10 protein-coding genes are annotated in these 12,855 nt (G+C 67.0%); 5 read left to right on the forward strand and 5 right to left on the reverse strand.

The window, feature by feature from the left end; genetic code table 11:
• Together ACXJ3V_RS19900 and ACXJ3V_RS19905 are read left to right on the forward strand one after the other, a co-directional pair.
• Positions 1-381 (forward strand): hypothetical protein (locus ACXJ3V_RS19900; RefSeq protein WP_457102088.1); only part of this gene is annotated, 381 nt, incomplete at its 5' end.
• Positions 382-792: 411 nt separating this feature from the next.
• Positions 793-1,776, forward strand: a complete 984-nt coding sequence (locus ACXJ3V_RS19905; RefSeq protein ID WP_457102089.1) for a DUF4365 domain-containing protein — start codon at positions 793-795, stop codon at positions 1,774-1,776.
• 422 nt (positions 1,777-2,198) lie between these two features.
• On the opposite strand, the gene ACXJ3V_RS19910 is transcribed toward ACXJ3V_RS19905, so the two are convergent.
• The 4 genes from ACXJ3V_RS19910 to ACXJ3V_RS19925 all read right to left on the reverse strand — a co-directional run bounded on the left by ACXJ3V_RS19910 (position 2,199) and on the right by ACXJ3V_RS19925 (position 6,661).
• Positions 2,199-2,564, reverse strand: coding sequence for a hypothetical protein (locus ACXJ3V_RS19910; protein WP_457102090.1), 366 nt, complete (start codon positions 2,562-2,564; stop codon positions 2,199-2,201).
• A gap of 140 nt (positions 2,565-2,704) precedes the next feature.
• Complete coding sequence (locus ACXJ3V_RS19915; RefSeq protein ID WP_457102091.1) at positions 2,705-3,094, reverse strand: DUF6264 family protein; 390 nt, start codon at positions 3,092-3,094, stop codon at positions 2,705-2,707.
• A gap of 279 nt (positions 3,095-3,373) precedes the next feature.
• Positions 3,374-5,758 (reverse strand): phosphoenolpyruvate synthase, encoded by a 2,385-nt coding sequence (ppsA, locus tag ACXJ3V_RS19920; RefSeq protein ID WP_457102092.1) that lies wholly within the window; start codon positions 5,756-5,758, stop codon positions 3,374-3,376.
• A gap of 60 nt (positions 5,759-5,818) precedes the next feature.
• Complete coding sequence (locus tag ACXJ3V_RS19925) at positions 5,819-6,661, reverse strand: pyruvate, water dikinase regulatory protein (protein WP_457102093.1); 843 nt, start codon at positions 6,659-6,661, stop codon at positions 5,819-5,821.
• A 183-nt stretch (positions 6,662-6,844) separates the two neighbouring features.
• Between ACXJ3V_RS19925 and ACXJ3V_RS19930 the strand changes: the two genes are divergently transcribed.
• Positions 6,845-9,553, forward strand: coding sequence for an AAA family ATPase (locus tag ACXJ3V_RS19930; protein ID WP_457102094.1), 2,709 nt, complete (start codon positions 6,845-6,847; stop codon positions 9,551-9,553).
• On the opposite strand, the gene ACXJ3V_RS19935 is transcribed toward ACXJ3V_RS19930, so the two are convergent.
• Entirely contained in the window at positions 9,543-10,403 is an 861-nt protein-coding gene (locus tag ACXJ3V_RS19935; protein ID WP_457102095.1) for an alpha/beta hydrolase, read from the reverse strand. The genes ACXJ3V_RS19930 and ACXJ3V_RS19935 overlap by 11 nt on opposite strands.
• 127 nt (positions 10,404-10,530) lie before the next feature.
• Between ACXJ3V_RS19935 and ACXJ3V_RS19940 the strand changes: the two genes are divergently transcribed.
• The gene (locus ACXJ3V_RS19940; protein ID WP_457102096.1) at positions 10,531-11,145 is read left to right on the forward strand and encodes a TetR/AcrR family transcriptional regulator; all 615 of its coding nucleotides are present in this window, start codon (positions 10,531-10,533) and stop codon (positions 11,143-11,145) included.
• On the forward strand, positions 11,142-12,818 hold the full coding sequence (locus tag ACXJ3V_RS19945; protein ID WP_457102097.1) for an MDR family MFS transporter: 1,677 nt from the start codon (positions 11,142-11,144) through the stop codon (positions 12,816-12,818). The genes ACXJ3V_RS19940 and ACXJ3V_RS19945 overlap by 4 nt, the downstream gene beginning before the upstream one ends.
• Positions 12,819-12,855: the final 37 nt, after the last annotated feature.

Below are 12,855 nucleotides of genomic sequence, written 5' to 3' on the forward strand. Positions count from 1 at the left end.
GCATCAATGCTGAAGCGAAGTAACGCGATCTTCTTGACCGGAGAGCTGGCGGGGTACACGGCGATTCCGATGGCGGTTGCCTTCATCCACGACCAGATTCGTGATGAGAAGGCGTGCGTTCAGCTGCTCGTCGACGTTACGGACAATCGACTGCATGTCAACTGGTCGATGGTCTACAGCTCCGCGAACGTGAGCGGCAAGGATAAGTCCCTGTCCTATGCCCATCTGTACGATCGGAAGACTGCCAAATTCCGGCCCGACTCCGCTGTGCGTGAAAGCCTGCCCCTTCAGTGCACAGCGTCCGGCTCCGTCAAGGTCGAGATCCCAAAGAGGGGGATTCCGCTTGCCTCGCCGGTGACCGCCGGGCTATTCATGAACTGAGCGGGGGCGAGTTCGCGAGTGGCTCCGCGGACCATGCCGCACGATTGTCAGCAAACGCGGATTCGTTGGCGGTCGCGGTTCGCAGCCCTACGCTCTCGACGTTGCGTGCGGTGCGCTGGCGCTTTTGCGAGAAGGCTGCTGTTTACGGTTAGCTACCGCTGAGAAGGACGAGGATGACGTGATTCCGGCAGAGTGCGCGATAGATGGTCCTCCAGCGCCCCAAATTCGTAGGTAGTTCGCCACGCGTGCGGCTGTTCGCCGGTGAGGCAGTAACCTTGTCCGTCTCCTAGTTGGCATGGCCAGACCTAGTCCCCGAATTGGTGCTCCGGAGCGGACAACTAGGGCCGCGCGGGTGTAGCCGGTGAAGTCGGTAACGGCCGTGCAGTTGAGTCGCCATGGTTCACTTTGCAAATGAAGTTGCAAACGGATAACCAGTTGAAGGGCCGATGGGGTGAACTCATCGCTGCGTTCGCGTTCCCGTCTCATTGGATCGTGCGTCCGTTACCGTACGACTACGGCATCGACCTGCAGGTGGAGGTATTCGAGCCGGTGCAATCCTCTACGCCACCGCCGAAGTACAAGACGACGGGTGGGCACCTGGCCTGTCAGGTCAAGACGACCGAAACTCTCTCCTTCAAGGATGGATCGGTGAGCTTCCCCGTTGACGCCGCGGACCTCAGCCTTGCCGAATCGATGGGTGCATCTGCGCCCCTTCTGCTCCTAGTAGCGGAGCGAGCGAGTCGGCGTATCTTCTATCTGTGTCTGAATGACTACGTTGCCAAGATCCTGGAGGAGCAAAACAGCTCCTGGCGATCCCAGAGTTCCGTCACGCTCAAACTTCCTCAGAGAAACGTGCTGGACTTGGGTGATCCGGATGGTATTCGGCTGCACTGGCAGTACTTCAAGGGACTTGCGTACCGCGCGAAGCTCTACGCCGCGGTGAGCGCCTTCGTCACGGCAAGCGTTGATATCGATCGCGCATTGGAGGATTGGGTGACCCGTGCCCCATTCCAGCGGGACCAGCTCCGCGACATGCAACGGTCAGCGGACGAATTCGACCGGGCCCTCGACGTGGGGCTGAAGGCCGTCGATTCGGCTGCACTCGTCGATCTTCGAGACGAGACATCACCGTATGCAGGCCTGTTTGACAGTGTCAGGCTCGCTCGGGAGTCAATCCGAGCGAAATATCCTTCCGCGCGGCAAGGACTGCTTAACGCAGCGGCTAACACCTCAGACGATCAGGGCTTCCTCGACGCTCAGGGTGCGTTCGAGCTGGCTGCGAACTGGAGCGCGAAAGTCTTCGCAACGGCACCGACCATCGGTCGGATATACGAACAGACCCACCGTGAAGCTGGGTTGCGTTCAGAGGCTATTGAATACGACGTCGTCCGCTGACTGCATGTCTGCTCGTCGCACTCTCCCGCAGCAAGCTCGGCTGAGAACGTCGTGACCGGCCACCCTGCCAAGGAACGAGAGCGGTCCGCTCGCAGCGGCACCGCGGGCAAGAGGGCGGACGTGGTGGCGCCCCTCCGCCCGGTCGCTCCGCGCCCGCAGACCGGTCCTTCAACGATCGTCCGGAAGCCCTTCTGCACCGACTTTGACTTTCGGTAGCGAGCCCGCCCAGTGCGGGCTACCGGACGTGTGTAGGACAACCGCGCCCTCCGGACTAACTGAGATTGCAGCGGGGTCGTCGAAGTTCATCCAGCCCGGTAATCGTGGCCATAGCATTCTTCTCCTCGGCCTCTACCCGACGCCGAGTCGTCCAGTGGCGCGCCTTCTTCGCAAAGGATCGTACGGAACACTCTCAACCGGAACTTTTAGGTGTGGGTAATCAAGCGCGAGAGTGTGTAGCAGGCGATCGGTGCGCTGATCCCCAGAGCCCATACCCCGAGGACAATCCCGTTCACTCGTCTTGGTCTGCTGCTCGTTGTCTGCCTTGCGCCCGCGATGGACATGATCCCAAGAACAACAGCAGCGATCGTCATCGCAACCACGATGAAACCAATGACGCGGTATGCGGTCTGCCCCGGGATGTAAGCAGACTCCACCTGAATGTCACTCCCTGTGGGAGCCAAGGCGATGAGCGCCCAAAACATACCGACCAGCCCGAACAGCGGCGCGGCTATTGCCAGGGAGAGGCTCCACACCCCCAACGCCAGGGAGACCCGCGGCGGATCGGTCATGGGGCTGACTATCCCACTGCATCCGTCAGCGCTTCTAGCCCTCGGTCGGATGCGAGAGCGACCCTAAGTTGAAGGAAGTTGCTTACCAATATCGAAGGCGCCCAGTAGGCCCGAGGTGACACCACGTACAGCTAGCCCAGTCAGTATGTCTCCAGGAGTGCGATGACAAGCGCTACAGAGACAGCAAGCGACATCACGAATCCCGCAGCAATCGGGACGTACCAGGCGTGCCTGCGCCGGACAAGCAAGACCACGCTCATGACGACGGAGAGACCGAACGCGACGAACGCTCCCTCATGCACTAGGACGTCAGCAATCCGGAGCGGTCCCGTATCGCAGGGGACGTTTGCGCAGTTGCCCTTAATCTCGACGATCCAACCGTTGAGCGCAAACAAGATCGGCAGTCCCAGGTGGAGAAGCGACGTCCCCACGACAGCCCACCACAACGCCTTCGTAGTCAGGCGGGCGTTAGGCGGAGCGCCCGGCGGGGCGTCCCCACCCGTAGGCGGAAGTGGAGGCGTCGCGCTCATGGGCACACCCTATGCCCGCCGCCGAGACCGGTGACATGGCCTGGACTACCCCTCTGCGCTTGATTGAGATCTGTTTCAGCCGCCATTCCGCAACGGGGCCCGTGAATTGGCGCCACCGTTTGGCGACGCCTGATCACAGATAGCCCGCTCGCGAAGATGCCCGATGAGGGCAGGGCATTCGACGACGACCCGCGGGCCGCGGCATCCGGACCCGCACCGCCCAAGGCATCGACGCGAACCAGCACCCGGACGCGGTTCCGCGTCACCAGGCCGGCCTGTTCAGGCCGGTGTCGGGCTCTTCGCGGCGAGCCGCAGCCAGGTCTCCACGACGGTGTCGGGGTTGAGCGACATGGATTCGATGCCCTGATCGACGAGCCACTCGGCGAGATCCGGGTGGTCGCTCGGTCCCTGACCGCAGATGCCGACGTACTTGCCCGCGCGTCGGCAGGCGGCGATGGCCATCCCGAGCATCTTCAGCACAGCGGGGTCGCGTTCGTCGAACGTCGCCGCGACGAGGCCAGAGTCCCGGTCCAAGCCCAGGGTGAGCTGGGTCATGTCGTTGGAGCCGATCGAGAACCCGTCGAAGTACTCCAGGAACTCATCGGCGAGCACCGCGTTCGACGGCAGCTCGCACATCATGATCACGCGCAGCCCGTTCTCGCCGCGGTGCAGCCCGTTCTCGCTGAGCAGCTCGATGACGGCGTGCGCTTCGCCGACGGTGCGGACGAACGGCACCATGATCTCGACGTTCGTGAGTCCCATCTCGTCGCGTACGAACTTCAGTGCCTCGCACTCCATGTCGAAGCAGGCGCGGAAGTCCGGAGAGATGTAGCGCGATGCACCCCGGTAGCCGAGCATCGGGTTCTCCTCGTGCGGCTCGTACAGCTCCCCGCCGATGAGGTTCGCGTACTCGTTCGACTTGAAGTCCGACAGGCGCACAATCACCTTCTCCGGCGCGAACGCCGCGGCGATCATCGACACCCCCTCCGCAACGCGCTGCACGAAGTAGTCCCGCGGCGACGGGTACGCGGCGATCCGCTCCGCGATTTCATCGTGCAGCGCGGGCTCGAGGGTGTCGAAGTCGAGCAGTGCACGGGGATGGATGCCGATCTGCCGGTTGATCACGAATTCGAGGCGCGCCAGCCCGACGCCCTTGTTCGGGAGCTTCGAGAACGCGAATGCCTGATCGGGCGTGCCGACGTTGAGCATGATCTTGGTGGGGCTCTCCGGCATCTCGTCGAGCCGCGTGATGACCTCGTCGAACGCGAGGATGCCCTCGTAGACGAAGCCGTTGTCGCCTTCGGCACACGAGACCGTCACCTCTCGGCCGTTCTCGAGCGCGATCGTCGCATCGCCGGTGCCGACGACGGCGGGGATGCCGAGTTCCCGGGCGATGATCGCCGCATGGCAGGTGCGGCCGCCCCGGTTGGTGACGATCGCGGAGGCGAGCTTCATGATCGGCTCCCAGTCCGGGTCGGTCATGTCCGCGACCAGCACATCGCCGGCGTGGAGCTGGTCCATCTGGGCGAGGGAGGTCATCACCCGCACCGGGCCGGCGCCGATCTTCTGCCCGATCGCCCGCCCGATCGTGATGACCGTGCCGGGCTGCTCGAGCACGAACCGGCGCGTGACGTTGCCGTCGACCCGGGAGACGACGGTCTCAGGGCGCGCCTGCAGGATGTAGAGCTTGCCGTCAACACCGTCCTTGCCCCACTCGATGTCCATCGGACGCCCGTAGTGATCCTCGATCACGAGCGCCTGCCGGCCGAGCTCCTCCACCTCGGCGTCGGTGATGCTGAACTGCGCTCGATCGGCCAGGGCCACGTCGGTGAAGACGGTGCTGGCGCCGGCGTGGGTGCCGTCGGCGTAGACCATCTTCAGCGCCTTCTCCCCCACCGACCGCTTCAGGATCGCCGGGCGCCCCGCCCGCAGTGCCGGCTTGTAGGCGTAGAACTCATCCGGGTTCACGGCCCCCTGCACGACCGCCTCGCCAAGCCCGTAGGAGCTCGTGATGAACACGGCCCGGTCGAACCCCGATTCGGTGTCGACGGTGAACAGCACGCCGGAGGCCCCGACATCCGATCGCACCATCCGCTGGATGCCGGCCGACAGGGCGACGTCGTGGTGGTCGAAGCCGTGGTGCACCCGGTAGGCGATCGCCCGGTCGTTGTACAGCGACGCGAACACGCTGCGGATCGCGGCGAGGATGTTCTCGATCCCGCTGATGTTGAGGAACGTCTCCTGCTGACCCGCGAACGAGGCATCCGGCAGGTCCTCCGCGGTCGCGCTGGAGCGCACCGCCCACGAGACCGTCTCGGGCTGCGGATCGCTCTCGACGAGCGACGCGTACGCGCCACGGATGTCGGACTCGAACGCCGCCGGAAGCGGCTGCTGCTCGATCCACTCGCGCACGTTCGCGCCGACCCGGGCGAGTTCGGCGACATCCGTCACGTCCAGCTCCTCCACGACCTGACGGATGCGCCCGTACAGGCCGTCGGCCGCGAGGAACTCGCGGTACGCGTCGGCGGTCGTCGCGAAGCCACCGGGCACGGTGACTCCGGCATCCGACAGATTCGAGACCATCTCACCCAGCGAGGCGTTCTTGCCGCCCACCTGAGGAACGTCGGCCATGCCGATTTCGTGGAACCAGAGGATGTTGGTCATGAGGTCTCCCGATCAGTTGTGCGTTGTGCGCGATTCAGAGGGTGGAGGTGGTGCGGTGGGTCAGCTGCGGAGCCGCAGAGATTGCATGATCACGGCCGACATCTCCTCGACCGACTTCGTCGAGGAGTTGAGGAACGGCACGCGATTGCGGCGGTAGAGGTCTTCGGCGCGGCGCAGCTCGAGGGTGCACTGCGCGAGGCTGGAGTAGGTCGAGCTCGGGCGGCGCTCGTGCCGCACCTGGCTCAGCCGCAGCGGCGTCGTGGTCAGCCCGAAGCAGCGACTCGCGTACTTCGCGACCGTCGCCGGCAGCCCGTCCGAGGGGAAGTCGTCGTCGGTGAGCGGGTAGTTCGCCACGAGGAGCCCGTACTGCAGCGCGAGGTACATCGTGGTCGGAGTCTTGCCGCAGCGCGAGGGCGCGATGATGATCACATCGGCGATGTCGAGCGCGCGCAGGCTCTGCCCGTCGTCATGCTCGATCGCGTACTCCACCGCGCGCATCCGGGCGAAGTACTGCTCGATGTCGCCCACGCCGTGGTACTGCCCGAGCTGCTCCGACGCGGTGCTGCCGAGGGCCGCCTCCAACTCGCGGAGGTGCCCGCCGAGCAGGTCGATCACGACCGCGTGCGACCGGGTGAGCTCGTCGAGGATCTCGGCGGACTTGACCGTCGCGAACACGATGGGGTCGGCGCCGACGCTCGCGGCGCGTTCGATGTCGCTGACGACATTCCGGGCGCCGTTCACGGTGTCGACGAACGGGATCGTGTGCCGCTGGAAGCGCACCCCGGGGAAGTTCGCCAGCAGGGCGCTGCCCAGCGTCTCCGCCGTGATTCCCGTGCTGTCGGACACGAAGTAGGCCGCGCGTCCGGGAGTCTTCTCCCGCGCGATCGTCTTCGCGTCCGTCACGTGTGCTCCGCACTGGTCACGGATGAGCCGGGCGCCCGTCCACTGTCAACGCTATGCGGAACTTCATTGGTCCTTATCGCGTTGAGCGCTATCAAAAAGACGGGATCCTTCGCTGTCGACAAGTTGTGTTTCGTGAATACGTCGGTGTATCCAAGCCGCTCGCGGATGCGCCAGACTGCTCACGTGCAGCCAGACCGCGCCTTCATCGGCCGTCACCCCGAGCTCGCGCTGTTCGATGCCCGATCCGCCGAAATCCACGCCGGCGGGTCTGCGCTGCTCATCGAGGGAGACCCCGGCGTCGGCAAGACGGCCCTGGTCGACGAGTTCGAGCGGCGTGCCCGGGCGCGGGACCTGCGGGTGCTTCGCACCGCCGGAACCCCCGACGAATCCGCGGCGCCGTACTCCGGGCTGCACCTCCTGCTCCGGCCGCTGCGCGACCACATCCCCGAGCTGCCCGAGCCGCAGCGCGACGCGCTCGACGTCGCGTTCGGCGTGCGAGCCGGTGATCCGCCGACGACCTTCCTCGCCGGCGTCGCAGCGTTGACGCTGCTCACCGACGCCGCCCGCGCGCACCCGCTACTGGTGATCGGCGAAGACCTGCACTGGCTCGATCCCGCCTCCCGCCAGACGCTGCTCATGGTCGCCCGGCGCGTCTCGTCCGACCCGGTCCTGGTGGTGATGACCGCGCGCGCGGGCCACGACGCCGTCGAGGCAGACGCGATCGAGCGGCGCCACCTCGCCCCGCTCGGCTTCATCGACGCCAACGCCGTGCTCGACACCAGACCCGACCGGCCCGAAGGCGCGGATCGGCGGGTGCTGCTCGAACTCGCGGACGGCAATCCCCTGGCGCTCGTCGAACTGCGCGGCCTCGACCCGCGCGCCGGGGAGCTCCAGCCGGTGCCGCTCACGCATCGACTCGAACTCGCGTTCGCCGGGCGGTATGCCGAGCTCTCACCGGCAGCCCGCCTGGGCGTGCTCGCCGCGGCACTCGGCTGCGAGTCGATCGAGGAGGCGACCCTCGCACTGACACAGACGCTCGGCGGTCAACCCTCCGGCGACTGGCTGAGGGCCGCCACAGCAGCAGGGCTGGTCGATCCGGTGCAGGGCGGCCTCGGGTTCCGGCATCCGCTCGTCCGCTCCGCCGTCGCGAGTGCCGCCGATCCGGTGGAGCGCACGGCACTGCTGCGCGCACTGGTCGACACCATCGCGGATCCCGCGCGCACCGTCTGGTGGCGGGCCGACCTGGCGTCCGGCACCGACCCCGAACTCGCGGACGAACTGGAGCAGCTCGGCGAGGCGGGTCTCGCAGCGGGCGATTCCGCCCTGGCACTGCGCGCGCTCCGGCGAGCGGCGGAGCTGACCAGGGCGTCCGCGCAGCGCACCGACCGCCTGCTCCGCGCCGCCGGCGCGGCCGATCGCATGGGGTTACACCGGATCGCGTTCGGGCTCATCGAGGCGGCGGATGCCGAGACCGACGATCCGCGTGCGCAGGCGCGTGCCGCGTGGATGCGCGAACTGCTGCCCCTCGAGGAGTCGGCGCTCTCGCACGGCGATCTGCGCCCGGCGACCGCCGCCATCGACGCCATGCGTCGAGCGGGCGATGCCGATGCCGCCCTCGACGCGCTGCTGCATCTTGCTTCGATCGCGTGGGGCCTGTCCACCGACCCTGATCCCGGCCACCTCATCGCGGAGGCGGCGAGCGCCTTCGAGCTGGATCCCGACGAGCCGCGCGCGCTCCTGCTGACCGCCGTCACCCGGCCTGCCGAGGGCGGCGACGACGTGATCGCGCGAATCCGCGATCACGTGTCGCTCGCCCCCGATGACGCCCTGGGCGCCTGGCACCTGGGCTACGCGCTCAACCTCTGCGGCGAGATCGGACCCGCCGCGGACTACCTGCAGCGAGCGGTCGACGGATTCCGCGCTCGCGACAACCGGGCGCTGCTGCCGCATGCGCTCATGGCACAGGCCTGGATCTGCTTTCTGCAGGGACGGTTCGCTCAGGGGCGAGCGGCCATCGACGAGTGCATCACGATCGCCGTCGATGTCGAGGATCCAGGGCTCGCGACGGCCGCACGCACGGCGCTGGCCTGGTACGACTCGCTCGAGGGCACCCCTCCCGACCGCGCCGCGATCGCGGGGTCGTCGCCGCTCGGCGCGCTCACCCTGGAAGCCCAGTCCCCACGGGCGACGCTCGTCTTCGCCGAGGGCTGCGCGGCACTGGTGGACGGCCGGCCCCGCGACGCCGAACGCCTGCTCGGGCGCCTCGCCGACCCGGCCGACCCGGTGTACAACCTGATGTTCCGGATCGTCTCGCTGCCCGACCTGGTCGAAGCCGCGGTGCTGGCCGGCCATCGTCGAGCCGCCGAGGCTCAGATCGCGGCGGTCGCCGCGATCCACGAGGGCTGGCACGCGCCCGTGCTCGACGCGTCCCTGCGGTATGCCCGCCTCGCGCTGACCGACGACGCACTGCTGGACGAGGCATCCGCTGCGATCGAGCGCGACCCGCTGCCGGTCCCCTTCCTGCACGCTCGAGCACACCTGCTGATCGGCGCGCGCCTGCGACGGATGCGGCGACCCATCGACAGCCGCCGCCACCTGCACCAGGCACTCACCCTGTTCGAACAGTTCCCTGCCCGGAAATGGGCGGATCGCACCCGCGACGAGCTACGCGCCTCCGGCGAGCGGCTTCCGGACGCCGAGCCGTCCGGAAGCCACGTCCTCACCCCGCAGGAGCTCCGGGTGGCGGAGCTGGCCGCGAGCGGCCTGAGCAATCGCGAGGTCGCCGAGCGGCTCTTCCTGTCGCCGCGGACGATCGGCGCGCACCTCTACACCGCGTTCCGCAAACTCGGGATCAGCGCGCGGGAGCAGCTCCCCGGCGCACTTAGGCCGTAAGCGACACCGCGCCCACCCGGGCGAGGAAGTCGAGCGCGGTCTGGGCCACTTCGGCCCAACCGTGGTCGATCGTCAGCGAGTGCCCGCGGTTCGGGATGATCGTCAGCTCGGTGATCCCCGGGTTCTTCGACTGGATCTTGAAGGCCTGCTCGGTGGGCTTGACCGGAACGGTGTGGTCGAGCTCCCCGCCGATGATCAGCAGCGGGCCCCGATCGGGGTTCTTCGAGTCGACCTTCGTCTCGCTGAAGGGATTGAGGTTGGCGGTGACCACCTGGAAGATCGGGTTGCCCGCCGCCGCGACATGGAACTCGTCGTACAGCGCGCGGGCTTCGTCCGCCTCGAGCGCGTTCGCCCAGCCGTAGGTGAAGTCCTCGAACGACAGGGTGACGCCGTGCTTGAGGCTGTTGCCGGGGTGCGAGACCACGGGCGCCGATGACTTGAACGACGAGGCCGGCACCGCGAGCACACCCTGGAACGGTGCAGGGTCGACGGCGACGGTGGCGACGGATGCCCCGGCCCCGGCGACCTTCTGAGCGATCAGTCCGCCGAATGAGTGGCCGACGACGGCCGGCTTCAGGGTCAGCTCGCCGATCGCCTCGAGGTAGTGGTCGGTGACTTCCTGGACCATCTTCGAGGCGAACGCGTCAGGGTTGGCCCTGGCATCCTCGATGGACTCGGGGTCATCGGGCCACCCCGGCGCGATCGTGGTGTAGCCGGCCTCCTCGAAGCGGGCACGCCAGCGATCCCAGCTGCTGGAGAGCAGCCAGAGGCCGTGCACGAAGACGACGGGCCGCAGCCCCGACTGGTTGGCCCGTTCGATTTCAGCGGATTCGAGAGCGGTCAATGACATGGGATCTCCTCATCGTGTGGCGAACACGTGCAAGCGTCCTCCACACCGCGGCCCGCGGCATCCGTCACCCCTACCTAGATTCCCGCGCAATTTGCACCTTGGACAGCAGAGTGCAAGAATGCACTTCATGAATGAAAGTGCACCTTCCCTGCGCGAGCGCCGCACCGCGGCGACCTCCGTCGGGTTGCGGACCGAAGCGCGCCGGCTGACGGCGGAGCGCGGCTTCGCCGGATTCACGATCGAGGAGCTGTGCTCCGAGGTCGGCGTCTCGCGCCGCACGTTCTTCAACTACTACGCCTCGAAAGAGAACGCGGTGCTGGGCTTCGCGGTGCACTCCGACAACGCCGATCTCGCCGAGGCGTTCGTCTCGGGCACCGGCACGCTGCTCGACGACTTCGCCGAGCTGCTCATCGCGCGGTTCGAGCAGCTGGATCTCACCAAGTCCGAAGCCGACGAGCTCGGCCGGGTCTTCGACCGCGAGCCTCGCCTCTTCGCCCACTTCGTCGGCCTCGCCGCCGAAGGCGAGCGCGACGACATCGCGCTGGTCAAGCGCCGCCCGGATGCGAACGCCGAGCTGGATGCCGAGACCGTCGTGATCGTCTTCAGCGCCGTCTTGCGGCCCGCCGTCTTCGAATACTTCGCGAACGACCACCAGGATTTCCGGATTCTGGTCCTCCGCCGACTCGACGCGGTCCGCCGCGTCTTCTCGCTCTCCCTCCCACCCGAACGGAACCCCTCATGACCATCGCCGCCCCGGCGCCGCTTCTGCTGACGAAGCGGCGCATCTGGATCATCTTCAGCGCCCTCATCGCGGGAATGCTGCTGTCCAGCCTCGACCAGACCATCGTCTCGACCGCGATGCCGACCATCGTCGGCGAGCTCGGCGGCGTCGATCACCAGGTGTGGATCACCACCGCGTACCTTCTGGCCACGACCCTCGTGATGCCCGTCTACGGCAAACTCGGCGACGTGCTCGGCCGACGCCGGCTGTTCCTCATCGCAATCGCCCTGTTCACGGTCGCCTCGGCGGCGTGCGCCTTCGCCGGAGACTTCTGGATGTTCGTGGTCTTCCGCGCCATCCAGGGCCTCGGCGCCGGTGGCTTGATGATCCTCTCCCAGGCGATCATCGCCGACATCGTTCCCGCCAATGAGCGCGGCAAGTACCTCGGCCCGCTCGGCGCGATCTTCGGCCTCTCGGCTGTCGCCGGCCCGCTCCTGGGCGGCTTCTTCGTCGACCACCTCACCTGGCAGTGGGCGTTCTACATCAACATCCCGGTCGGCATCGCCGCGTTCGTGATCGCGCTGTTCGCCCTCACCCTGCCGAACAAGAAGGCCACACAGCCGATCGACATCCTCGGCATCGTCTTCCTGTCCGCGGCGACGACGTGCCTGATCTTCTTCACCGACTTCGGCGGCGACAAGGACTTCGGGTGGGACTCCCCCGCCACGTGGGCATGGGGCGTCGGGCTGCTCGTCGCTGCGGCCGCCTTCATCTTCGCCGAGGCCAAGGCGAAGGACCCGATCATCCCGCTCAGCCTGTTCCGCAACCCCGTCTTCGTGAATGCGACGGCGATCGGCCTGACCCTCGGGCTCGGCATGTTCGCGGCCATCGGATTCGTGCCGACGTTCCTGCAGATGTCCTCCGGCACCTCGGCCGCGACATCCGGCCTGCTCATGATCCCGATGATGGTGGGCCTGATGGGCACCTCGATCGCCTCGGGCATCCTGATCACGAAGACCGGGCGCTACAAGATCTTCCCGATCCTCGGCACGATCATCACCGGGCTCGCGATGGTCGCGATGACGACGCTCAGCGCGTCGACCCCGATCTGGCTGATCTGCATCTTCCTCTTCGTCTTCGGCGCGGGTCTCGGCCTGATCATGCAGGTCGTGGTGCTCGTCGTGCAGAACGCCGTCCCGGCGTCCGAGATCGGCACCGCGACCAGCACGAACAACTACTTCCGCGAGGTCGGTGCGGCACTTGGCACCGCGGTGTTCGGCACGATCTTCACCACTCGCCTCACCGAGAACCTGCAGGGCGTCTTCGCCGACGCAGGCGCTTCGGCAGCGGATGCCGCGAACGCGACCTCGTCCCTCGCTCCTCAGACGCTCAGCCAGCTGCCGGATTCGATCCGCGACGGCGTGGTGAACGCGTACGCGGATGCCTTGGCCCCGGTGTTCTGGTACCTGCTGCCGTTCATCGGCATCGCGTTCGTGCTCGCGCTCTTCCTCAAGCAGATCCCGCTGTCCGACGTCGCCGGGCTCATCGCCCGCGGCGAGGCCATCGGCGGCGAGGAGGCGGAGCTGCTCGAAGCGCAGCTGCGCGACGGAGTCGCCGCGGATGAGGGTCGCGAGGCCGAACTCGTCACGACCGGCGCCGTTCGCACCGTGGACGCGAGTCCTGACGAACGCTGATCGAGACGTGCAAGAGGGCGGTCGCCCTGAGGCGACC

The organism is Microbacterium sp. P5_E9, assembly GCF_054049175.1.

Coding starts and splice junctions, on each gene's coding strand:
- ACXJ3V_RS19910 (WP_457102090.1), bottom strand. CDS start 2,564: ATGACCGATCCGCCGCGGGTCTCCCTGGCGTTGGGGGTGTGGAGCCTC.
- ppsA (WP_457102092.1), bottom strand. CDS start 5,758: ATGACCAACATCCTCTGGTTCCACGAAATCGGCATGGCCGACGTTCCT.
- ACXJ3V_RS19905 (WP_457102089.1), top strand. CDS start 793: ATGAAGTTGCAAACGGATAACCAGTTGAAGGGCCGATGGGGTGAACTC.
- ACXJ3V_RS19945 (WP_457102097.1), top strand. CDS start 11,142: ATGACCATCGCCGCCCCGGCGCCGCTTCTGCTGACGAAGCGGCGCATC.
- ACXJ3V_RS19935 (WP_457102095.1), bottom strand. CDS start 10,403: ATGTCATTGACCGCTCTCGAATCCGCTGAAATCGAACGGGCCAACCAG.
- ACXJ3V_RS19940 (WP_457102096.1), top strand. CDS start 10,531: ATGAATGAAAGTGCACCTTCCCTGCGCGAGCGCCGCACCGCGGCGACC.
- ACXJ3V_RS19915 (WP_457102091.1), bottom strand. CDS start 3,094: ATGAGCGCGACGCCTCCACTTCCGCCTACGGGTGGGGACGCCCCGCCG.